General features: G+C 70.9%; 16 protein-coding genes. 6 read left to right on the top strand and 10 right to left on the bottom strand.

Going from position 1 to position 22,953, the window contains the following annotated elements:
* Nucleotides 1-173 precede the first annotated feature (173 nt).
* Complete coding sequence (locus tag BMY97_RS03160) at nucleotides 174-1,151, top strand: NAD(P)/FAD-dependent oxidoreductase (protein WP_091612098.1); 978 nt, start codon at nucleotides 174-176, stop codon at nucleotides 1,149-1,151.
* 1 nt (nucleotide 1,152) lies between these two features.
* Here BMY97_RS03160 and BMY97_RS03155 read toward each other — a convergent pair whose 3' ends face one another.
* From BMY97_RS03155 to BMY97_RS03130, 6 genes are all read right to left on the bottom strand, one after another.
* The gene (locus BMY97_RS03155) at nucleotides 1,153-1,908 is read right to left on the bottom strand and encodes a S1 family peptidase (RefSeq protein ID WP_245787113.1); all 756 of its coding nucleotides are present in this window, start codon (nucleotides 1,906-1,908) and stop codon (nucleotides 1,153-1,155) included.
* A 25-nt stretch (nucleotides 1,909-1,933) separates the two neighbouring features.
* Nucleotides 1,934-2,995: a class II fructose-bisphosphatase gene (gene glpX, locus BMY97_RS03150; protein ID WP_177231146.1), complete on the bottom strand. Its 1,062-nt coding sequence runs from the start codon at nucleotides 2,993-2,995 to the stop codon at nucleotides 1,934-1,936.
* Between the two features lie 88 nt (nucleotides 2,996-3,083).
* Nucleotides 3,084-3,311 carry an exodeoxyribonuclease VII small subunit gene (locus BMY97_RS03145; RefSeq protein WP_091612092.1) on the bottom strand — a complete coding sequence of 76 codons (228 nt, stop codon included), beginning with the start codon at nucleotides 3,309-3,311 and terminating at the stop codon, nucleotides 3,084-3,086.
* Nucleotides 3,308-3,715, bottom strand: a complete 408-nt coding sequence (locus BMY97_RS03140; RefSeq protein WP_091612089.1) for a hypothetical protein — start codon at nucleotides 3,713-3,715, stop codon at nucleotides 3,308-3,310. Before BMY97_RS03140 ends, BMY97_RS03145 begins: the two co-directional genes overlap by 4 nt.
* Nucleotides 3,712-4,965, bottom strand: coding sequence for an exodeoxyribonuclease VII large subunit (xseA, locus tag BMY97_RS03135; protein WP_091612088.1), 1,254 nt, complete (start codon nucleotides 4,963-4,965; stop codon nucleotides 3,712-3,714). The genes BMY97_RS03140 and xseA overlap by 4 nt, the downstream gene beginning before the upstream one ends.
* Complete coding sequence (locus BMY97_RS03130) at nucleotides 4,962-5,657, bottom strand: lipid droplet-associated protein (RefSeq protein ID WP_091612084.1); 696 nt, start codon at nucleotides 5,655-5,657, stop codon at nucleotides 4,962-4,964. The genes xseA and BMY97_RS03130 overlap by 4 nt, the downstream gene beginning before the upstream one ends.
* 151 nt (nucleotides 5,658-5,808) lie before the next feature.
* Here BMY97_RS03130 and BMY97_RS03125 point away from each other — a divergent pair, with 151 nt between their 5' ends.
* Complete coding sequence (locus BMY97_RS03125) at nucleotides 5,809-6,846, top strand: 4-hydroxy-3-methylbut-2-enyl diphosphate reductase (protein ID WP_177231145.1); 1,038 nt, start codon at nucleotides 5,809-5,811, stop codon at nucleotides 6,844-6,846.
* A 1,154-nt stretch (nucleotides 6,847-8,000) separates the two neighbouring features.
* On the opposite strand, the gene BMY97_RS03120 is transcribed toward BMY97_RS03125, so the two are convergent.
* On the bottom strand, nucleotides 8,001-8,897 hold the full coding sequence (locus tag BMY97_RS03120) for a DUF6542 domain-containing protein (protein WP_091612081.1): 897 nt from the start codon (nucleotides 8,895-8,897) through the stop codon (nucleotides 8,001-8,003).
* Between the two features lie 565 nt (nucleotides 8,898-9,462).
* On the bottom strand, nucleotides 9,463-10,377 hold the full coding sequence (gene rmuC, locus BMY97_RS03115; RefSeq protein ID WP_091612078.1) for a DNA recombination protein RmuC: 915 nt from the start codon (nucleotides 10,375-10,377) through the stop codon (nucleotides 9,463-9,465).
* Between the two features lie 261 nt (nucleotides 10,378-10,638).
* On the opposite strand from rmuC, the gene BMY97_RS03110 reads away from it, so the two are divergent.
* Both BMY97_RS03110 and BMY97_RS03105 read left to right on the top strand, forming a co-directional pair.
* The gene (locus tag BMY97_RS03110; protein WP_177231144.1) at nucleotides 10,639-11,793 is read left to right on the top strand and encodes an exonuclease SbcCD subunit D; all 1,155 of its coding nucleotides are present in this window, start codon (nucleotides 10,639-10,641) and stop codon (nucleotides 11,791-11,793) included.
* Nucleotides 11,790-14,753 carry an AAA family ATPase gene (locus BMY97_RS03105; RefSeq protein ID WP_091612073.1) on the top strand — a complete coding sequence of 988 codons (2,964 nt, stop codon included), beginning with the start codon at nucleotides 11,790-11,792 and terminating at the stop codon, nucleotides 14,751-14,753. The genes BMY97_RS03110 and BMY97_RS03105 overlap by 4 nt, the downstream gene beginning before the upstream one ends.
* Before the next feature lie 810 nt (nucleotides 14,754-15,563).
* On the opposite strand, the gene BMY97_RS03100 is transcribed toward BMY97_RS03105, so the two are convergent.
* Nucleotides 15,564-17,003, bottom strand: a complete 1,440-nt coding sequence (locus BMY97_RS03100) for a bifunctional transcriptional activator/DNA repair enzyme AdaA (RefSeq protein WP_091612071.1) — start codon at nucleotides 17,001-17,003, stop codon at nucleotides 15,564-15,566.
* Nucleotides 17,004-17,105: 102 nt separating this feature from the next.
* Here BMY97_RS03100 and ychF point away from each other — a divergent pair, with 102 nt between their 5' ends.
* Nucleotides 17,106-18,188 carry a redox-regulated ATPase YchF gene (gene ychF, locus BMY97_RS03095; RefSeq protein ID WP_091612069.1) on the top strand — a complete coding sequence of 361 codons (1,083 nt, stop codon included), beginning with the start codon at nucleotides 17,106-17,108 and terminating at the stop codon, nucleotides 18,186-18,188.
* 16 nt (nucleotides 18,189-18,204) lie between these two features.
* Nucleotides 18,205-19,269 carry a TIR domain-containing protein gene (locus tag BMY97_RS03090; RefSeq protein WP_091612066.1) on the top strand — a complete coding sequence of 355 codons (1,065 nt, stop codon included), beginning with the start codon at nucleotides 18,205-18,207 and terminating at the stop codon, nucleotides 19,267-19,269.
* 80 nt (nucleotides 19,270-19,349) lie between these two features.
* On the opposite strand, the gene BMY97_RS03085 is transcribed toward BMY97_RS03090, so the two are convergent.
* Entirely contained in the window at nucleotides 19,350-22,745 is a 3,396-nt protein-coding gene (locus tag BMY97_RS03085) for a DEAD/DEAH box helicase (protein ID WP_245787112.1), read from the bottom strand.
* Nucleotides 22,746-22,953 lie beyond the last annotated feature (208 nt).

The raw sequence follows: 22,953 nt of genomic DNA, 5'->3' as shown, positions 1-22,953 counted from the left end.
TCGGCGCCGGTGGCGGGGTGGCGTCGCACACGCGGTTCGCGGAAATCACCCAGTCGGTCGGACTAGCTCCGCCTTCCTCCCCACCGCCGCCCTCAACCGAGTGGCAAGCCACGCTGTATATCCTCGAAGTGTTCTCGATCACCGCCACCCCACCACTGGCTGGAGCGAGCCTCATGGATTCGTCGTACGACCTCGTCATCATCGGAGCCGGGCCCACGGGGCTGTTCGCGGCCTATTACGCGGGGTTCCGCGGCCTGTCGATGGCCGTGGTCGATTCGCTGCCCGAGCCGGGCGGCCAGGTCACCGCCATGTACCCGGAGAAGATGATCTTCGACGTGGGCGGGTTCGCCGCGGTCCGCGGCCGTGACCTGGTGCAGGGCCTGGTGGACCAGGTCGAGCCGTGGCAGCCGGCGTATCTGCTGGGCCGCAAGGCGGAGAAACTGGAAAGCGTCGACGGCGGGGTCGAGCTGACCCTCGACGGCGGCGAGGTGCTGCGCGCGGGCGCCGTGCTGATCACCGCGGGCATCGGCGAGTTCACCCCGCGCCCGCTGCCCGCGGGCGACGGCTGGCTCGGCCGCGGCATGGTCCACTTCGTCCCGTCGTTGCAGGTGCACGCGGGCCAGCACGTGGTCGTCGTCGGCGGCGGCGACTCGGCGTTCGACTGGTGCCTGGCGCTCCACCCGATCGCCGCGAGTGTCACTCTCGTGCACCGCCGCGCGAAGTTCCGCGCGGCGGAGTCCATCGTGCGCGAGGTCCGCGGCCTCGGCGTGCGGATGATCACCGACGCCGAGGTGACGCGCTTCGTCGAGGCACCGGACGGCGAGCTCGCGGCGGTGGAGGTGGCGGTGAAAAACGGTGAGGGCGAACAGCTCCCGGCCAACGCCGTGGTCGCCGCGCTGGGCTTCACGGCCGACCTCGGCCCGATCGAGAGCTGGGGGCTGGAGATCGACCACCGCGCCATTTCGGTGGATTCGACGATGGCGACGGCGCGGCCTCGCGTCTACGCGGCCGGCGATGTCGCGGCGTATCCGGGGAAGGTGAAGCTGATCGCGACCGGCTTCGGCGAGGCCGCCACCGCGGTGAACAACATCGCCGTCGCGCTGGACCCGGAAGCGCACCTGTTCCCGGGCCACTCCAGCAACGCCGAGTGACTCAGCCGGTCTTTTCCGCGATCCACGGCGCGTAGGCGACCACGGACGTATAGATCGACGGCGCCGTCGCACAGGTCGGGGAGCCGTTGCCGGGGCGGCTGGTGAGGCCGATCAACGTCCAGTGGTCGCCGTCGCGGGTCAGCTCCGGGCCGCCGGAGTCGCCGTAGCAGGAGCCGGCTTTGCCGTCCGGGTTGTCGGTGCACAGCTCGGCGGTGCCGTCGAAAGCCGCGGTGCATTTCGAGCCCTCGACCAAATGTGTGTCGAGCTGTTGCAGCGAAGGCGCGAGCGGGCCGCAGTTCGGGGCCGCGCAGGTCTGGCCCCAGCCCAGGATGCGGGCCGCCGCGCCCGGCGCCGCGGTGGTGCCGAGGGCGATCGGGGTCGTCTGCGCCGCCGCCGTGAGCCGGATGAGCGCGAGGTCGCCGGTCTGCGTCTTGACGTTGAAATGCGGGTGCACGATGAACTCCGCGGCCTGCGCGGTCTCCCCGCCCTGGTCGCTTTCGTTGCTGCCCAGCCGAAGCGCGACCGTCGCCGGGTCCTTTCCGTACACGCAGTGCGCGGCCGTGGCGACCCACGTCGGCGCGATCAGCGAACCGGCGCAGAAGACCGATCCCGACGAGGAGTGCAGCGACACCACGAACGGGTAAGGCTGGTCCGCGGCGGTGCCGCCGACGATCGACGGGCCGGCGCTCGCACTGCCGGTGGCGAGCGCCGCGCCGGCGAGCATCGTCGTCAGCAGCGCGAACAACCGCTTGGGCACCGGGCGACTCCTTGGTCGGGAAGACTCAGGGCAGGGGCGGGACGGCGTCGAAACCGTCCTCGGGGCTGTCCAGGTTGCCGTCGAAGTTCACGGACGAGTAAGCCCGGAGCTTGTTCAGCCGGTGGTAGCCGTCGATCATTCTGACGGTGCCGGACTTGGACCGCATCACGATGGACTGCGTGGTGGCGCCGCCCGAGCGGTAGTGCACGCCGCGCAGCAGGTCGCCGTCGGTCACGCCGGTGGCGCAGAAGAAGATGTTGTCGCCGCGCACCAGGTCGTCGTTGCCGAGCACGCGGTCGAGGTCGTGGCCCGCGGCCAGCGCCTTCTCGCGTTCGGCCTCGTCCTTCGGCCACAGCCGGCCCTGCAGCTCGCCGCCGAGGCACTTCATCGCGCAGGCCGCGATGATGCCCTCGGGCGTGCCGCCGATGCCGAGCAACATGTCGACACCGGTGGTCGGCCGGGCCGCGGCGATCGCGCCCGCCACGTCGCCGTCGGAGATGAACCGGATGCGGGCGCCGGCTTCCCGCACCTCCTTGATGATCTGCTCGTGCCGCGGCCGGTCGAGGATGCACACGGTCACGTCGCTGACGCTGGAGTTCTTGGCCTTCGCGACGCGGCGGATGTTCTCCGCGACCGGCGCGGCCAGGTCCACCTTGCCCGCGGCGTCGGGGCCGACGGCGAGCTTCTCCATGTAGAACACGGCCGACGGGTCGAACATCGCCCCGCGCTCGGCCACCGCGAGCACGGCCAGCGCGTTCGGCATGCCCTTGGCCATCAGCGTGGTGCCGTCGACCGGGTCGACCGCGACGTCGCAGTCCGGGCCGTCGCCGTTGCCCACCTCTTCGCCGTTGAACAGCATGGGCGCCTCGTCCTTCTCGCCCTCGCCGATCACGACGACCCCGCGCATCGAGACGGTGGAGACGAGCTGGCGCATCGCGTCGACCGCCGCGCCGTCGCCGCCGATCTTGTCGCCCTTGCCGACCCAGCGGCCCGCGGCCATCGCGGCGGCCTCGGTCACCCGGACCAGCTCCATGGCGAGGTTGCGATCCGGCGCTTCACGGCGGCGTGGGTCACTGGCGGTAGTCATGCGGGCCTCCCGGATCGCTGAACTCGGCGGGTGCCCAGTCTCTCAGACGGTCCGCTCACGTGACCGATTCAGCCGCGCATGGTGCACGTCACTCTGAGTCGTCGGTCTCCACGGACGCCAGCGCGGCCTCGATCCGCTCGCGCGCGCCCTCGAGGTGCCGCTCGCAGACCTTCGCGAGCTGCTCGCCCTTCTCCCACAGCGAGAGCGACTGCTCCAGGGACAGGCCGCCCGCTTCAAGCTCCTTGACCACCTCGACGAGCCGGTCGCGGGCCTGCTCGTAGCCGAGTCCGGCGGTTTCGCTGGCTGCTTCGCTCACGCTCGACGTTCTCCGACCTTCCGATGCACCGGGCTGTGCGCGCACACTACCGCGGTGGCCATCGCGTGGTCGTAGCCGACGAACGCGAGGGCGAACTCCTGCCCGTCACTGTCCGCTATCGCGTCCTCGAGGTGTTCCTGCGCGCCCGCGACGCGCCGCCGGTGCTCGGCGCCCTCGGCGAACCACCAGCGCCGGCCGACGTGCACGGACGTCGCCTCGGACAGCCGTCGCAGCTGCGGCGCCAGGTCACGGCGGGCGGGCGTGCCGCAGCCCGCCAGCAGCGCCGTCCAGCACTCGGTGGCGGCGCGGTCGGTGGCGAGGGCCTGGCGCAGGAGGGGGCCGGCGTCGAGCCGGGCGGCGGCGTCCACGGTGAGCGGGAGGAACGCCGGTGCCCGGCAAGTCACGGCCCGTCTCCTTCCGCGGTCTCGGTCGGTTCGGTGACGGCGTGGACCGCCCCGTCGGCGACCCGCACGCGCAAGCGCGCACCGTCCTCGATCTGGGAGACGGAGCGCAGCACCTGGAGGTTGCCTTCGGAATCGGTGAACTGCACGACGGCATAACCGCGGGACATCGTCGCGGCCGGGCCCAGCGCGGTCAGGCGGCCGCGGGCGTTGGCGACTTCGGCCTGGTCACGCGCGAGCAGGCCGAGCATGGCGCGGCGGCCTCGCTCGCGTTGCAGGTCGACGTCGTCGAGGCGGCGCTGGACCGGGCCGAGCGGGTCGGCCAGCGACGGGCGGCTGCGCAGCTGGGTCAGCAGCCGCGTCTGGGTGTCGACCCAGCCGTGCAGCGCTCGGCGGCCGCGGTCGCGCATCTGGCGGACGCGAGCGGACTCCTCGCGCACGTCCGGCACGATCCGCTTGCTCGCGTCCGTGGGCGTGGAGCAGCGCAGGTCGGCGACGTGGTCGAGCAGCGGGGTGTCCGGCTCGTGCCCGATCGCGCTGACCACGGGCGTGCCCGCCGCCGCGACGGCCCGGCAGAGCGCCTCGTCGGAGAACGGCAGCAGGTCCTCGACGCTGCCGCCGCCGCGGGCGATCACGATGACGTCGACCTCGGGGTCCTTGTCCAGTGTGGACAGTGCGCGGAGGATCTGCGGCACGGCCTGGGAACCCTGCACGGCGGTGTTCAGCACCTTGAACAGCACGTGCGGCCAGCGCGCCTGCGCGTTCACCAGCACGTCGCGCTCCGCCGCCGAAGCGCGTCCGGTGATCAGGCCGATGCCTTGCGGCAGAAAGGGAATCGGCCGTTTCCGCTCAAGTGAGAACAGGCCTTCGGCGGCCAGCAGCTTGCGGAGCCGCTCGATGCGCGCGAGCAGCTCGCCGATGCCGACCGCGCGGATCTCGTCGGCACGTAGGCTGAGCGTGCCGCGGCCGAAGAAGAACGACGGCTTCGCGTGCACGATCACGCGGTCGCCCTCGCGCAGCGGCGTCGCCAGCTCGCGCACCAGCCACATCGGGCAGGTGACGGACATCGAGACGTCCGCCGACGGGTCGCGCAGCGTCAGGAACGCGGTCTGCGTGCCGGGACGCGCGCTGATCTGCGTGACCTGGCCCTCGACCCACACGGCGCCGAGCCGGTGCACCCAGTCGCCGATCTTGCGGGCGACAGTCCTTACCGGCCAAGGGTTTTCCGCACTGGTGGCGGGTTCGCCGCTCACTTGCCTTCCGCGCTGTCGCCCTGTTCCTCTTCCGCCTTGCGCGCGTTGCCGATCCGGCGCGCGAGCATGCCGGTGAACGACGCGCGGTCCTCGTTGGCCTTCTCGTACTCCAGGATCTCTTCGAGCTGGGGGACGGTCAGGCGGCGCAGCCGGGCGCGCAGCTGCGGCAGGGTCAGCTCGTCGTAGTTCGGCAGGCCCGCGGGGCCGGCGGCGCTGTCGTTCTCACCGTCCGCGTGCTCCTGGGCCAGCGCGCGCTCTTCCTGCGCCCACGGGTCGCCGTCGTCGTCGCTCTCGGGCAGGGGCTCCAGCACGATCTCGATCTCGGGCTCGGCCGCGGGTTCGGCTTCCGGCTCGGTGAACGAGGGGCGGTGGCCGTTGGTCTGCGCGCGCGGCTCGGGCGGATTCTCGACCGAGACCAGCGTCGGCCGCGAGGGCGTCACGTCGGGCTCGGCGTCCTCGTCGAACGTCGCCCAGCTGGGGGTGTCCTCGACCGGGCGTAGGCCGGACAGGGCGTCGTCACCCTTGATGGCCAGCTCGGTGACGTGCTGCTGCACACGCATGGAGAACTGCAGCACCTGGCTGACCACGGTGACGGGGAGCCCGGTGAGCTGCTGGGGGAGCCCGCGAACCCGCTCGGCGGTGATGGCGGCGAGGCCCGCGGCGACCCGGATGGGGAGCGGGAGTGGCTTCATGCGTCCAGCCTGCCGTATAGGGGCCATCCTGCCCAACCGAACGGGTGGGTTGGGGTACGCGAGGTGACTCCCGGCACACCCCGGATGGCGGAGCCGGCTCATCCTAAAGAGGACTTCGAGTTCACGGCAGGGCAGCCCGTACGCTGGGGGCATGAGTTCAGCGAGCCCCGGAATCGACCCCGCCGGCACTCCGACGATCGCCGGCTCCGGCGAGCCGGCCACCGGCAAGCGAGTCCTGCTCGCGAAGCCGCGTGGCTACTGCGCGGGCGTGGACCGCGCCGTCATCGCCGTGGAGAAGGCCCTCGATCTGTATGGCGCCCCGGTGTACGTGCGCAAGGAGATCGTGCACAACCGGCACGTCGTGGAGACGCTGCGCGAGCGCGGCGCGATCTTCGTCGAGGAGACCTCGGAGGTGCCCGAGGGTGCGCTGGTGGTGTTCTCCGCGCACGGCGTCTCGCCGATGGTGCACGCCGAGGCCGAGGAGCGGAACCTCCGCACCATCGACGCGACCTGCCCTCTCGTGACCAAGGTGCACAAAGAGGTCAACCGCTTCGCCAAGGACGACTACGACATTCTCCTGATCGGCCACGAGGGCCACGAAGAGGTCGAGGGAACCGCGGGTGAGGCGCCGGACAAGGTGCAGCTCGTGGACAAGGCGGAGGACGTCGGCAAGGTCGACGTGCGCGACCCGTCGAAGGTGATCTGGCTGTCCCAGACCACGCTTTCGGTCGACGAGACGATGGAGCGCGTCGACCAGCTGCGCGAGCGTTTCCCGGGCTTGGCGGACCCGCCCAGCGACGACATCTGTTACGCCACCACGAACCGCCAGGTCGCGGTCAAGGCGATGGCCCCCGAGTGCGACCTGGTCCTGGTGGTCGGCTCGACGAACTCGTCGAACTCCAAGCGCCTCGTGGAGGTCGCCCTGAAGGCCGGCGCCCGCGACGCCCACCTGATCGACTTCGCCACCGAGGTCGACGAAACCTGGCTGGAAGGGGTCGTGACGGTCGGCGTCACGTCGGGCGCCTCGGTCCCGGACAACCTGGTCATGGACCTCCTCACCTGGCTTGCCGCCCGCGGCTGGGGCCAAGTCGACGAGGTGACCACGGCGAACGAGAAGATCGCCTTCGCGTTGCCGAAGGAGCTGCGGAAAGCGGTGAAGTCAGAGGCTGCGGGGCCGTCTGAGTCCTGAGGACGGGCTGGTTTTGGGTTCGGCTGGGCCGGGTGGGCTGGGGTTGTGCCTAGTCTGCCCCGCTCCGTCTGACCTGACTGCCCTGCCCGCTCGCCTTGCCCGCGCGACCTGCCCTCACCACTCAGTCTGCGTGCCTGCCGGGCATGGCCCGGGCTTAGCTTGCTCGCGCGGCCTGCCCTGGCTGCCCGGCTCCCCTGGCTGCCCGGCTCGCGCGGCCTGACCTGGCTGGCCCGCGCGGCCTGCCCTGGCTGCCTGGCTGCCCGGCTTGACCTGGCTGGGTCGCGCGGCCTGCCCTGGCTGGCTCGCGCGGCCTGACCTGGCTGGCTCGCGCGGCCTGACCTGGCTGCTCAGTCTGCGCGCCTGCTCTCCCGCCCTGCCTGGTCCGCTTGGCTTGGTCGCGCGGCCTGCCCTGGCTGCGCGGCACGCCCGGCCTGACCTGGCTGGCCCGCGCGGCCTGCCCTGCCTGGCCCGCCCGGCTTGCCTCGCCCACTCGACCTGCCCTGGCTGCTCGGCCTGTGCGCCTGCCTGCCCGACTTTCCTTGCACGCCCGCGTAACAGGAGCCCGCGCGACCTGATCTAGCTGCTCAGTCTGCGTGCCTGTCCCTGGCAGGCTCGGCCCGGTTGGGCTTGCTCGCGCGGCCTGCCCTGGCGGCTTGGCCTGGCGGCTTGGCTTGCGTGCCTGCTCTCCTGCCCTGCGCTGCCTGGCCCGATTGGCTTGCTCGCACGACCTGCCCCGACTGCTCGGCCTGCGCCTGCCCTCCTGTCCGGCACGCCCGGGCGCTGAGTCGCGGGGTCCGAGCTGTCAGCTGAACCCGCGATGACGATGCCTGCGTCCCGTCACGGTGCTGCTGACTGGCTGCGGTGCTGCTCGTCGGACTTGGCTCCCGCCGCGGCGAGCGCCAAGGTTCGGCTGTGGTGCCGCCCATCCGGCGGGCCCGGTGAAGCGGCGTGTCCGGTGAATCTGCGCGGTGGCTCGGGTAGTCCGCGTGGATGACCTGCGGCGCGGGGGTCGGGCCACCCTGGCCCCGTTTTCCTTTGCCCCGCGCGAAAAAGCCAGATCAGAAGGGCCGCCGATCCGGTGTGGATCGGCGGCCCTGCTCGGTGTTCTGGGCCCGGCGGGTGGTTTCCCGCGGGATGTCAACGTTGTCGGGTGGTCAGGACTCGTCGTCCCAGGGGCGGGAGCGGCGCGGGGGCTCGCGGCGGGGCGGGCGGGGACGGCCGCCGGGTGGCGGTTCGTCGGCCCGGGGGCGGCGACGCGGCGGCGGAGTGTCGCCACGAGGCTCGCCGCGGCGGCGAGGGTCGCCTTCCGGCGGCCGCGGGCGGCGGCCGTCCGGCGGGGGCTTGCGCGTGCCACGCGGGCCGGGGTCGACCGGGTCTCGGCGCGGGCGGGCGCCCGGGTCGGCCGGTGGACGGGGCCGTCGCGGTGGCGGGGCATCCAGGTCGCGGTCCCTCGGCGCGCCTCGCCGTCCACCCGGAGGCAACGGCGTCTGGCCCGAACGGCCGGATCCCGGGGGCCGGGTCCGCGGCCGGGCCGCGGGCGGCTCCCCGTCGTCGGCGGGTGCCTTCTTGCCCTTCAGCTTCACCGGGGCGTCGGGATCACGCTCGCGGTAGATGCGGAAGAAGCCGAAGAGGAGCGTCACGCCGGTGACGACCGCCATCGTCGGGAAGCCGTTGATCAACGGACGGCCGATGTCCAAGAGCTTGGAGAGCGTGTCCCCGCTCGAACCGGAGCCGCCGGTCAGCAGCACCACACCGGGCACCGTGACGGCCAGCACCAGCGGCGGCTGCACCATCGGGCCGAACAACGCCCGTCTCTGCACCGCACCGACCGCGATCACGGCCCCGACGAAATAGCCGGCCTTGAAAACGAGGTCGAGGCTGCCCTTGGTCTTCTCGTCGATGACGGCGCCGAGCACGGCAAGGCCGAAGCCCACAAGTACGGCCGCCCACCAGGGCAGCCCGCGCCTAGCGCCGACGACAAGACGCTCGTCCCAGGGCACGGGGGCGTCATCGGCATCAGGATCGCTCTGGCGATCGCGTATCGCGGTCACGAGGCAACACCGTAGCCCGTACTTGTCACGATCTTGCCAGCACGGCCGAAGACTGCCCTGACCAGCCACCCGCCAGCGTGACGCCGGTTGCCGGCGGACCGCGCACGTGCTGCTCGGCCCGCGACCGGCCCCGCATCCCGACGACCAGCCGTTTCCCTCCGCTGACCAGCCCAGATCCGGTCGCCCCGGCTCGATCCGCCGAGCCGCGGGAACGCCCTGGCCCGCAGTCGATATTTTGCGAGTTTTTTACCTGTCCGCGTGCGGGCGGGCTGTTCCGGAACGTCCGGCTTCCCGGAACGGCTGTCCCATTGGCTGGTACCTGCACGGCCGCGATGACAACGCCGGATCGGATGGGCACTGTGGGTCATAGGCACTGCGCTCGCTCACTTGACCCGCCAACCCGCGCAAGCGCGCTCTCCGACGCGCCGCACTCCGATGCGGCGCACCGTGACGCGACCAGCCCGGCTCGAACCCGTCACGGTGCGGCTCGGCCCCCCGCGGCGCGCGAAGGTCAAGGCTTCCGAGCGCCGGCCCTCCACAACGCAGGGGCCCCACCGAGAGCCAGTCAGCTGGCGGCCAGTTCGTCCCCCTTCCTCACCTGCGGGACCGGCGCAGGGCTGCCCGAGGCGTCCGTCAGAGGGGCGACTGTGGTGCGGAAGTTCTCCAGGGCCTCCAGCTCGCGGCGCCGAGCGGAGATGAAGCGTTGCAGGTGGGTGCTGGAGAGATTGAGCGCGTCAACGGCGTTGCCCGCAGCGCGGTGGGCCGAGGCGGCGCCCGCGCGGACTTGTTCGACGTCCTCCACCAGCGCGCGGTCGCTGGCGGCGAACAGGGCCGCGGAGGCCAGGACGCCGAAGCCCGTCGGGCCGCACAGGAACACGCGGCGGTCGATCAGCCAGCGCAGCAGCTCCGGGTCGGTGTCGAGCGCCGCGACCACGGCGGCGTCGGACGGCACGAACATGATCGTGCCGTAGATCGCGTCGGCCCAGCGCTGATAACCCTTGCCGGCCAGCTCCGCGGCCCGCGAGCGCAGCTGCCGGACATGCGCGCGCAACGCGTCGAGCCGTTCCTCCGGGTCGTCGGTGTCCACGGCCTCGGCCCAGATCGCCATGCTCGCCTTGGCGTCCACCGGGACCGTGCGCCCGCCGCCGACACGCAGCACCATGTCCGGTTTGACGCTGCCGCCGCCCGCCAGATCGGTCTGCAGCGTGAAATGCAGCTCCTCGCGCAGCCCCAGCGCCCGTGCCGTCTCCACGAGCACTTGCTCGCCCAGCTCGCCACGTCCGCTGATCGACGCGAACGCGACCTCGTACCTGCGCAGCGCGAGCTGCTGCTCATCACCCTTCGCGCGCTCCGCCGCCACGAGCCGCGCCGCCGCGTCGGCGCGGCGCATGCCGTCGTTGTAGAGCCGCCACAGGATCGCGACCGCGACGCACAGGAGCAGCGCGAGCACGATGGCTGCTGTGGTGATCACCGTCTCCACCCGGTCCTCCCTCCTCCGATGCCGTCCCTGTTGCCGTCTTCCGGTGCCGCCGCCGATGCCGCGGCGATCGACCGGGACATCATGGCGGACGGCACCGACAAAAACGGGTTCGCCCGGTCGCACTGCGTAGCTGACCAGCGGGTTCACCGGTTCGGCCGTCGGCGTGTCCGGCTGCCCCCTGATAGGCTTCGTACACACGTTCGAGTGGCCCGTCGGCGAGTCTCCCGCGTTTCGTCGGTGTCCGCTCTTAACGTGGTCGCCGTGAAAGTCCTGCACACCTCCGATTGGCACATCGGCCGCACGTTCCACGGCGCCGATCTGCTCGCCGAGCAGGAAGCCGTCCTCGGTCACTTGGCCGGCCTCGTCACCAGCGAGGCGGTCGACGTGGTCGTCGTGGCCGGCGACATCTACGACCGCGCGGTCCCTTCGGCCGAGGCGGTCCGGGTCGCCACGGCCGCGCTCGCCCGCATCCGCAGGGCCGGTGCCCAGCTCGTCATCACGCCCGGAAACCACGACTCCGGGCCACGCCTCGGCGCCTTCGCCGAGTTCGCCGCGGCCGGCGGCCTGCACGTGCGCGCCACGGTCGCGGGCCTGGCCGAGCCCGTGCTGCTCGCGGACGAGCACGGCGAGGTCGCGTTCTACGGCCTGCCTTACCTGGAGCCGGAGCCGTCCCGGCACGCGCTGGGCGTCCCGGAGGCGCGCGGCCACACCGGGGTCCTCACCGAGGCCATGCGCCGTGTCCGCGAGGACCTCGCCACTCGCCCCGGCACGCGGTCCGTGGTGCTGGCGCACGCGTTTGTCACCGGCGGCAATGCCAGCGAGTCGGAGCGCACGATCGCCGTCGGCGGGGTCGAACAGGTGCCCGGCTCGGTGTTCGACGGTGTGGACTACGTCGCGCTCGGCCATCTGCACGGTCCGCAGACCCTGGCCGAGCACCTGCGCTACTCCGGCAGCCCGCTCGCGTACTCGTTTTCCGAGGCGCGGCAACGGAAATCGGTTTGGCTCATCGATCTCGACGCCGCCGGGCTGGCCGAGGTCCGGCGGCACGAGCTGCCCGTGCCGCGGCCGCTGGCCACCCTGCGCGGCGAGCTGTCCGAGTTGCTTTCCGCACCGGAGCACGACGAATGGACCGGCCACTTCCTGTCCGTCACGCTCACCGACCGCGTGCGGCCGGTCGACGCCATGCGCAAGCTGCGCGACCGCTTCCCGCACGCCGTGCACCTGGATTGGCAGCCGGAAAGCGGGCACGCGGGCGCGGAGCTGAAGTACGCCGAGGCCGTGCGCGGCCGCAGTGACATCGAGATCGCTCGCAACTTCCTCGACGACTGCCGTGGTGCCCCGCCTTCCGATCGTGAAGAGACGCTTGTCTTCCTCGCGCTCGAGGCGGCCGATCGGGCGGCGGTGGCGAAGCTGTGAGGCTGCACCTGCTGGAGGTCCAGGCGTTCGGCCCGTACGCGGGCCGTGAGGTGGTCGACTTCGACGTCCTCGGCGCAGATGGCCTCTTCCTCCTGCACGGCGATACCGGCGCGGGCAAGACAACGCTGCTCGACGCCATCGCTTTCGCGTTGTTCGGCGAGGTCCCGGGCGCGCGCGGCGAGGTGAAGCGTCTGCGCTGCGACCTCGCGGAGCCCGACCAGGTGACCGAGGTAGTGCTGGAGCTGACCGTGCAGGGCCAGCGGCTGCGCATCGTGCGCAGCCCCGAATACCAGCGCCCGAAAAAACGCGGCGACGGATTCACCACGCAGCAGGCGAAGGTATCGCTGAGCTGGGTCGGGAAGCCGCCGGCGGGGCTGCCGCCCGAGGGCGTCATCCGGATCGACGAGGTGGCGCGCACGGTCGTGCGGCTGCTCGGCATGACTGCGCAGCAGTTCTTCCAGGTGGTGCTGCTGCCGCAGGGCGAGTTCGCGCGGTTCCTGCGCGCGGACACCCGCGAGCGCGAGGAACTGCTGGAGCGGTTGTTCGGCACAGAGCGGTTTTCCGACGTCGAACGCTGGTTCGCGGACCTGCGCGCCGAGCGCGGGCGGGTGCTGCAGGAGCGTCAGCAGGACGTGCGCGAACTGGTCGCGCGGTACGCCCAGGAGGCCCAGCAGGACGCGCCGGAGGAAGACCAGGCGGAGTGGGTCGAAGTCGTGCTCCAGGACGTCGCGGCGCGGGCCGGTGCGGCGGAAACCGAAGCGGCGCAAGCACGTTCGACTGCGAACAAGGCCGAGACCGCGCTGCGCGAGGCGCAGGAGGACGCGGAGAAGGTCCGGCGCGTCCGCACCGCGCACACCCGGCTCGCGCAGATCGCCGAACAGGCCGACGAGCGCGCGGGCTGGACCGAGGAGATCGCGGCGGCCCGGCGGGCGGAGGCCGTGGCACCGGAGGCCGAGCTGCTGGAGCGGCGGACCACCGAGTTGGACGAGGCGCGGGCCGCCGAGGCTGATCACACTCGGGACCTGGCCGAGCTGGGTGTCGACTCGGCCGGGCTGGCCCCCGCCGACCTGCGGGAGCGGGCCGGCTCGCTGCGGGAGGACGCGGGTGCTCTCGCCGAGCTGGTCGCCGAGGCCGAGCAGCAGCAGATCGAGACGAAGCGCCGTGACGAGCGCAAGACGGCAGCCGGTGCGGCCCAAGACAAAGCCGTCGAACTGACGACCCGGCTCGGTGAGTTGCCCGAGCGGTTGACGGCGTTGCGCGGCGAAGCGGCTTCGGCCGCCGAAGCCGCGGCGAAGCTCGACGGCGCGAAGGCCCACGTCGAAGAGCTGACGGTGATCGCGCGCGCCGCGGCCGACCTGCCGTCCGCGGAGGAGCGCGTCGGGCGCGGCGAGGCGAAGCTGCGTGAGGTCGTCGACAGTCACCAGACGGCCCGGCAACATCGGCTCGAACTGCGGGAACGGCGGCTCGAAGGCATGGCGGCCGAGCTTGCCGCGAGCCTGGCCGTCGGCGCGGCGTGCCCGGTCTGTGGATCCGCGGAGCACCCGGCGCCCGCGAGCCACAGTGCCCGCCTCGTCGACCCGGCGGAGGAACGCGCGGCGGAGGAGGCTGAGCAGCAGACGGAGGCCTTGCGACAGCGGGTCGTCTCGGCGCTGGAGGAGGCGAAGGCCCGGCTTGAGGCGTTACGGGAGCGGCTAGGTGAGCGCACCGCGGAGTCCGTGGCGGCCGAGCTGACCGAGGCACGGGTGACCGTTGGCACGCTTTCCGAACAGGCCGCGCGGAAGGATCGGCTGGCGAAGCAGGTCGTCACGCTGGAGCAGGACGCGGAGAAGCTCGCGGAGCAGCGGCGGCTCGCCGAGACCGCCGCCGCTGAGGCGGCGGCCGAGGTCCGCTCGTTGCAGGACCGGCTCGACGAGCGTGAACGACGGCTGGTCGCCGGCCGCGGCGAGTTCCGCGATGTGACCACGCGCCGACGGCATCTGCTCACGCTGGCGGGAGCGTTGGACGCGGTGGCCGAGGCGCGCACCGCCGTCGCGGGTTCGGTGAAGCGGCTCGCCGAACAACAGGACCTCGTCGAGATCTCCTTGCACGCCAAGGGGTTCCTGTCGCTGGAGGAGATGCGCGGCGCCGCGCGGTCCGAGGAGCAGGTGACGAAGCTGGAGCAGGGCCTCGCCGAGGCGGAGGCCATGGCCGCGGGCGCGCGTGAGCTGCTGGCCCAGCCCGAGCTGTTCGGCATCTCGCCCGACGACGTCGTGGAGGTCGGGCCCGCGAGCGAGGCCGCGAAGTCCGCGCGGGACACGGCGGAGGCGGCGTTTTCGACGCTGCAGGCGGCCACAGCGCAGCAGCGTGAGCTGACCCGGCTGGCCGGGCGGATGAGCAAGGTGCTGGCCGGGCTCGCGCCCGTCGAAGAGGAGTACGCGGAGCTGCGCGCACTGTCCGAAGTGGTCAACGGGCGCGGCCAGAACGCGCGGAAGATGTCGCTGCGGTCGTACGTGCTGGCGGCGCGGCTGGAGGAGGTCGCGCTCGCGGCGACCGCCCGGCTGCGCACGATGAGCCAGGGCCGGTACTCGTTCGTGCACTCCGACGCGGCGGGCGCGCGCGGCACCCGCGGTGGGCTGGGCCTCGACGTGCTGGACGACTATTCAGGGGCGATCCGCCCGGCCAAGACGCTGTCCGGCGGTGAGTCCTTCCTGGCCTCGCTGTCGTTGGCGCTCGGCCTGGCCGACGTCGTCGCGGCCGAAACCGGCGGCGCGCTGCTCGACACGCTGTTCGTCGACGAGGGCTTCGGCACCCTAGACGCGGAGACGCTGGACGTCGTGATGAACATCCTGGACGAACTGCGCGCCGGGGGCCGAGTCGTCGGCCTGGTCTCGCACGTCGAGGAGCTTCGCCAGCGCATCCCGACCCGGCTGCGGGTCCGCAAGGCGCGCACCGGATCGAATGTGGAGGTGCGCACGGCCTAGTGAACCTCTTTGTGGCTGAGTAGCCGGTGCTCTCGGCGGAGATTGCCGATCGTGCCTCCGGTGCGACGTGGTGACACGGGGCTGCGGGTCGGACCGCGCTGCTCGCGGGCTGAGGCCGCCGGGGTGGCACGGACAGCTGGCGAGTTGCCTGCTCCGCCGCTGGCCGCTGGTCGCCAGCGGCCTCGGGTTCGTGCCCCGTTGCTCGCGGCGGAAGTTGCCGATCGTGCCGCCGGTGCGCGACGGGGTGACGTGGGGCTGCGGGTCGGACCGCGCCGCTCGTGGGTGGAGACCGCCGGGTGGCGCGGACAGTTGGTGAGTTGCCTGCTCCGCAGCCAGCGCTCAGCCGCCTCGGGTTCGTGCCCCGTTGCTCGCGGCGGAAGTTGCCGATCGTGTCGCCGGTGTGCAACGCGGTGATACGGGGCCTGCGGGATGGACCACGCTGCCCGCGGGCGGACGCCGCAGGGTGGCGCGGACAGTTGATGAGTTGTCTCCTCGGCCGCCAGCCGCCAGCCGCCAGCCGCCAGCCGCCAGCCGCCAGCCGCCAGCCGCCAGCCGCCAGCCGCCAGCCGCCAGCCGCCAGCCGCCAGCCGCCAGCCGTGCGCTGCCAGCCGCCAGCCCGCGCGCCGCTAGCGGTCGCTCGCCCGCCGCTAGCGGCCAGGCGCTAGCCGCCCGCCGCTAGCGGCCAGGCGCTAGCCGCCCGCAGCGTTCGGGCTCGCGTCCCGGCGTTTGCGGCTTGCCGTTCGCTGCCACGGTGGTGGGCGAGCTGAGTGGTGTCCGAAGTGGACTGGGAAGCGCGCTGAGAGGTGGTGCTCAGGCGCGTTTTCCCGCGCGCGCCAGGTACATCCCAGCGTAGGAACTCCACGGCTGCCAGCCGCGGGCCGATTCGGTCAGATCGATGCCCAGTGCCGTTACCCCGTGGCTCACAGAGACGTCAGCGGTCAGCAGTATGTCGGGTGCGCCGAGGACGCGCATCAGCACGTAGTCGGCGGTCGGGGCGTCGACGCTGTGGGCGAGCAGTTCGGCTCGCAGTTCGGCGGGGTCACGGCCGACGTGCGGGTCGAGGCTGCCGTGCGCGATCGCTGCGGCGATGGCCTTGACCTGCGGGTCCACGCCGGCGTCGGCGATCTGGGCGGGTGTCGGGAACAGGGTGGTCAGCGGGTCCAGCGGCGGGTCGGCCGGCGGGACCGGATCGCCCAGGTCGGCGGCCAGCGTCGTGGCGGCCGGGCCGAGCAGGGTCCGCAGCAGCAACTCGGGGCCGTCGACGGCGCCGGGCAGGCGGATGCCCGGCGCCTCGGCGACCAGCGGTGCGAGCGCCGGGTCCGCGCCGAGCGTCCGGGTGACGGCCTCGGGGTCGGCGTCGAGGTCCAGCAGGCGCCGGACCCGCGTGACCGCGCTGCTCAGGTCCCGCAGATCGGCCAGGCCCAGGTCACAGCGGACGTGATCCGGTCGCGGGGCGAGCCACGCCGCGCCGCCGCCGTGCGGGAGTCGCAGCGTGCGGCCGTAACCGGTGATGTCGCCTTCGTCCTCCGTCACGGCCTCGACGCCCGGGATCGCCCGCGAGGCGTGGTAACGAAGCACTCCCTGGGCGTCGAACGGCGCGCGGAACGGCAGACGCAGGCTGAGCCGCGTTGCGCCTCCGGGCTCGTCGCCCTTGCGCCGTCCGCGACGCAGGCTCGCGGCGCGAAGCTGTGAAGGCGTTGTCGCGAACACCTCGCGGATCGTCTCGTTGAACTGCCGGACGCTCGAGAAGCCCGCGGCGAACGCGACGTCGGTGAGTGGCAGCCCGGACATCTCGATCAGCAGCCGCGCGGAGTGCGCACGGTGGGCGCGGGCGAGCGCGAGCGGCCCGGCGCCGAGCTCGGCGGTCAGGACGCGCCCGAGCTGGCGTTCCGAGTAGCCGAGCCGCTTCGCCAGGCCGGGCACGCCCTCGCGTTCGACGAGGCCGTCGGAGATCAGGCGCATGGCGCGCGCGGCGAGGTCGGCGCGGATGTTCCAGTCGGGTGAGCCGGGTACGGCGTCGGGCAGGCAGCGGCGGCACGCGCGGTAGCCGTTGGCCTGGGCGGCGGCCGAGGTCGGGTAGAAGCGCACGTTCTGGGCCTTCGGCGTGAGCGCCGGGCAGGACGGCCGGCAGTAGATGCCGGTGGTGCGGACGGCCATGATGAACTGGCCGTCGAACCGCGGGTCGCGGGCGGTGACGGCGCGGTAGCAGCGCTCGGTGTCGCGCCAGATCGCGGCGGTCGTGGTAGCCATGTCCTCGATGATGCCAGCAGGTCGCGGGCCTGACTGGCGGAAATCCGACGGTGCGTTACCGGGTCGGCCCGGCCCCGGGCCCGGCACGTAGACTCACCGGTCGTGAGTCTGACCCTCGGTATCGTCGGCCTGCCCAACGTCGGCAAGTCCACCCTGTTCAACGCGCTGACCCGCAACGACGTGCTCGCCGCGAACTACCCGTTCGCGACGATCGAGCCCAACGTCGGCGTGGTCCCGCTGCCGGACCCGCGCCTGGACGAGCTGGCGAAGCTGTACAGCTCGGAGAAGACGGTGCCCGCCGTGGTGTCCTTTGTGGACATCGCCGGGATCGTGAAGGGCGCGTCCGAGGGCGCCGGCCTCGGCAACAAGTTCCTGGCGAACATCCGCGAGGCCAACGCGATCTGCCAGGTCATCCGCGTGTTCGACGATCCGGACGTGATCCATGTGGACGGCCGGATCGACCCGTCCAGCGACATCGAGACGATCAACACCGAGCTGATCCTCGCCGACCTGCAGACCCTGGACAAGGCGCTGCCGCGGCTGGAGAAGGAAGCCCGGACGAAAAAGGAGAACAAGCCGGCGCTCGACAATGCGCAGAAGGCGAAGGAAATCCTCGACGCCGGGCGCACGTTGTTCCAGGCGCAGAAGGAGGTGGACTTCGACGCGTCGCGGGAGCTGAGCCTGCTCACCATGAAGCCCTTCCTGTACGTCTTCAACGCGGACGAGTCGATCCTGACCGACGAGGCGCGCCGCGAGGAGCTGGCGAAGCTCGTCTCCCCGGCCGACGCCGTCTTCCTCGACGCGAAGGTCGAGGCGGAGCTGCTGGAACTGGACGACGAGGAGTCCGTGCGCGAGCTGCTGGAGTCCGTGGGCCAGCCGGAGCCGGGCCTGCACGCCCTCGCGCGCGCCGGCTTCCACACCCTCGGCCTGCAGACCTACCTCACGGCGGGCCCGAAGGAATCCCGCGCCTGGACGATCCCCCAGGGCGCCACCGCCCCCCAAGCCGCGGGCGTCATCCACACGGACTTCGAGCGCGGCTTCATCAAGGCGGAGATCGTCTCGTACACCGACCTCATGGAGGCGGGCTCGATGTCCGTCGCCCGGGCGGCGGGCAAGGTTCGCATGGAGGGCAAGGACTACCTGATGGCGGACGGGGACGTGGTGGAGTTCCGGTTCAACGTGTAGGCACGGCCAGTCGTCGATGAGCTCGTACGAGTATGACGTCGCCGTAACCTTCGCCGGCGAGGATCGGGCGTTCGTCGAGGACGTGGTGCGGCAGGTGAAGGCGGCCGGGTTCAAGGTCTTCTACGACCAGGATGAGCAGGTCGCTCTCTGGGGCGAGGACATGACCGAGTTCTTCCCCACGGTGTACGAGGAGCGTTCCCGGTTCGCGGTCATGTTCGTGTCACGGCACTACGCGGCAAAGGCCTGGACGCGGTTTGAGCGCCGCAGCGTTCTGCTGCGCGCGATCCGGCAGGAATCGGCGTACGTGCTGCCCGTGCAGCTGGATGCCACGAAGCTGGACGGCCTCCGGGAGAGCGTCGTCTACCTCGACGGCGTCGAGCAAGGGCCGAGCGGGATCGCGGCCGCCATCTTGTACAAGCTTGGCGGGGTGCACAGCGGCGGCGGTGGGCTGTTCAACGGCTATGTGCCGAGGAACGAGTACGAGGCGACCGTGGTCGTCGGCGAGCGGCCGGCGGGCTGGGAGTTCCTGCTGTTCGCCTATTCGCTGGTGAAAGGGACAGAGCAGCTGCAGGAGCAGTACTTCGATCACAAGATGGGCTTTGCGCGGGTCGGTGCGCACATCCCGCTTGATGAAGTGCTCGCAGTGGTCCAGCGAGAAATGGCCACAGTGCTCAGCATCGCCCGGACCTTCAAGGCCGTGCTGGCACCGGGGCCGCAGCAATCCGCCTTCGGGATACCGGGCGAACCCGGCAACGTCGACGGTATCCTGCACCTCGCCGACCGGTTCGTGGCCGTCTACGGGTCGTTTCTCGATTGGGCGGCCCGGCTGCGGGGGTATGCCACGGAGCACGACGAGGCCCACGACTTGTTTGCGTCGACGGCGCGTTACGCGGACCGACCGGTGGAGCAGCTGCGGGACTTCGTCTACAAGTTCCGCGACTCGGTCGATCCGCTCCATGAGAAGGTCATGGCCGGGGAGAACGTGAACCTGGAGATCACGCTCGCACTTGATGTCGGCGGCGCCGACGCTGGGTTCAGTTCGGCCAGGAAGCGGTTTCTGCAGGCCCGGCTCGAGTCGTAGTTCCCTCGGACGGAGAGGCGTCCTGCTCGGGAGCGTTTGACCGCTCGTGTTGCCGAAGAAGCACGAGCGGCCGGCAGGCCCTAAGGCTGTGGCTCCGCTTGCACGGGGAGAGTTGCGGCGAGCAGCGAGAAGTAGCGCAGGTGCGCCCAACGCTCACGGTTGCCGATCACGTACAAGCGGCGTTTCGCCCGGGACGCCGCGACGTTCAGCAGGTTCGGTTTCGACGCGGCCCATGCCCTGGCTCCGGGTTTGTGTGGCGCACTACCGAGCACGAGGACCACCACGTCGGACTCTTGGCCTTGCACGGTGTGCACCGTTCCCACGTTCGCCGAAGGGAAGATTTCGCTTCCGAAGAAGCCGTTGATCATGCGAGGGCATTCCCGCACGACGTCGCGGAACGGGCTGATCACGCGGATGCTGCTCAGTGGGACGCCCTGTGCGCTGAGTTCTGCGAGTAGCCGTACCAGGGCTTCTCCTTCGGCCGGGATCCAGTTGTCACGGCTACGCTCGGAACGGACGTCGAGCCAGGAACTCGCGCCGGGATAGTCGCCTCGTTCCGGAGTGCCGTAGATCATCAGATCCCCGCCGTACGCGATGGCGTTCGAGATCTGGAACATCGGCCGGTCGCAGCGCCGATGCACCCGAAGTGGAGCTCCGACCCAGATCTGTCCCTCGCCGTCCGTGCTGGGCAGTGCTGTGCCGTGACGCGCGTGGCGGTCCGCCACCCCCTGGGCTGAGGTCGTCTCCGGTAGCCACTGCTCATGCACCCGGAGGCGGTTGCGTAGCGCGTGCTGGGCAGGGAGCGGCACCGTGACGATGGGCTCGAGCTGTTGGGGGTCACCGACGATCACCGCACGGCGGCACCTCCACAGACCGCCGACCGCCTGCTGCGTAGTGGCCTGGCCGGCCTCGTCCACGAAGAGCCAGCCGAGCGCTTTCGTGCCCAGGTCGGAGAAGAGCCGTGGGAGCGAGGCGAAGGTTGTGGAGACCACGGGTACGACGAGGAACAACGACTGCCAAGCCGCGAGTGCTGTTTCAGGGAGCAGTTTCTGCTTGCCCTGCAGCGCCTTGGCGAGCACTGCCAGGTTGTCGCGCGCAGGCTGGATGGCGGCGAAGAGGAAGGACTTGTGGAGTGCGAGAGCCGCGAAGAAGAGCCGGTTGCGTGCAGACGTGAACTCGGTGTCGGCCCATGGCGCGCAGCGCTGGAAGTCCTCCTCATCTTCGAATTCCGGACCGGCGGGGACGGTGCCGGGCCATTGCACGCGAGCGGTCTTGATACGCGCGTCGATCGAGGCCAGCACCGATCTCGTCTGGGCGAGCCCGGCTTCCAGATGGCGGGCTTCAGCCTGTGCTGCCTGTGTCAAGGCGGCAAGGTTCGTCGCTTCGACCAGACGACCGTTGAATTCCTGGAGGGCCTCGAAGTGCTGGCCGGAGAGGGTCCGATGGCGTTTCCGCCACTCGCGGCCCAGCCGGAACATGCTGCACAGTGAGGCCCAGAAGCCTGGCTTCTGGGCCTGCCAGCTTGCCACCACTTGTTCCAGGCCTCGCGCGAGTTGCGCCGCTCTCTCGCGGGCCGCAACGACTTGCCGGAGCGTCTCGGCGAGCTGAGCACAGTGCTCGTGAGACTGGCGTACACGTAATTCTGCGTCGCGCACGAGCCGCAGGCAGCGAGCGTGTTCGGTGATATCCGTCGCGACAGCCTGGCGAATCCGGCCAAGATCGCGTACTTCCTCGTCGGCTTTCCTGAACGCCGCGGCGGCGGCTCGCCACTCTTCCGGGGAGAGTGGTTCCGCTTCCTTGAGGATGCGCAGCATTCCTGCGGGTTCGTCGTCCGATTCTTTTCCCGACCACCAGAACTTGTCGGCGAAGTCCTTGCGGAGGCTCATGTTTCCCAGAGTCGCCGCCGCGAGTCCCCAAGCCGGTTGGCCAAGCAGGTGGGAGGCCAACTCGGGGAAGTAGTCGGCCGCCGCGGCTTCAGGCTCGGCCCCCGTGACGGCTCCGAGGCCAGGGATCTCCCTCGTCACGTTGGCTGCCGCCTTGTTACCGGAGGTGGCGACTACCATCTCGAAGCCGGTCAGCTCGGGAATCAGCGGACGGACTCCGGGGTGGTACCACTTGCTGAGCTCCACGGTTTCGGTTACATCAGTGTATGCGTCCAACGGATTCCGCAGCTCGGCCAGCTTTCTGGCCCGGCCGAGCACGATTCCGGCGAGCAGGTCGCGCAGCATGGTGGTCTTGCCTGTGCCGGGCGGGCCGTTGACGGCGAACAGCCCTTCGCTGTCCGCCAGTTCGAGGATCGCGCGGTTGACTGCGAACTGCTGGCTGACCACCAGCGGCCGGTCGGGTGCTGATGGCCACCGGGCACCGGGGATGAGGTTCGGTTCCACGCCGGCCAGCTGGGCATCTCGTCTGGTGCGGACATCGATCCTGTCGGAGATCGGGATGGAACGTTCGTCGGTCAGGTACGTTGCCAGAGCTGCGCCGTGAGAGCCGGCCCGTACCACTTCCGCTACCTCCGCCAGGTCATCGGCGAGGTAACTGTTGAGGAAGTTCTGCTCGCTCGTGGCTTCGGCGGTCGTGATCGAGACGGGGGTGCACTTGACCCGGACGCCACCGGCTTCCAGTGCTTCGTCGAGCCCGAGCTCTTTGACCAGTTCAGCGGTGAACGCAAGCAGCGTGTCCCGGGTCATGTGGATGCGCGGGCCGTGGGAGTTGTCCGGCGGGGCGCCGTCGTCCGCGGGCTTCCCACCGGACGATGGGGTCAGCAGCTTTTCCGCGAACTTGCCCGCCACCGATGCGGCGATACCGCCTACGATCGGTCCGGCGACCGAAGAGACCCCAGTCGCGACTACGGCTTTCACCGCGGTGCCGGTCGTCTTGGCTCCTTCGGCCGCCGCGTCCCGGGCGGCGCCGCGAGCGTGGTCGGCCACCGCCGCCCCTACGGTTTCCAGAGGCGTCGGGCGTTCGGACTTCCGATTCGGAGCCAAGCGGTTCAGGCCGCTACGGAAGGACGATTCCTCGAGCGCGAAACCGTCCAGCCAGGACGGGTCTTCCAGACCGGGCGAGCGAAGTCTGCTGACCGCCCATGCGCAACTGGAGAGCACCGGCGAATTCTCGACGAGTGCGCCATCCTCATCGAGTGTGCAGGCGAACACGGCGGTCCGCTCATCAGAGCGGGCGTCGGCCGGCACGTTGTCCTGACCGAATGCCCTGGTCAGTTCGGACCGCACTTTCGCGGTGGTGTACAGACCGCCGTAAACCGTGAATTGCCAGGTGGTCTTGTCGCGAAGCCGGATGGCAGAAAGCGGGTGCTCCTTCGACCAAGGAGCAGGGTGACCGGCCTGCAGATCGAGGACTACGGTGGTCGGCTTCGTGGACGGCCCTGGTGGACTCACCGACGGGACGCGCTGTGGGCTGAACATCTCGAGCGTTCGCCAGAATTCCACGACTGACGCAGCGCGTTCGTTTTCCCGCACTTCAATGGCTCCCCTCCACTCGTGCGGGGGAACCATACGACAAGATCGACTTTCGGCGATACGCGCCAAACGGAGGTAAATCGATGGCCAGTTTGCCAATTCGGCCAGGACGAAGAAGAGGTCCGAGGTGAACTGGTGCTTACCGTCCCGAGGCGGCCTGGGGCCTCGCCGTGACGACGAGGCCAGGCGGCCTGCGTACTAGGTCGGC

This window comes from Amycolatopsis saalfeldensis (assembly GCF_900110575.1).
In the GTDB taxonomy this organism is placed as follows: Bacteria; Actinomycetota; Actinomycetes; order Mycobacteriales; family Pseudonocardiaceae; genus Amycolatopsis; species Amycolatopsis saalfeldensis.
This window is presented reverse-complemented; position numbering and strand designations above follow the sequence as displayed.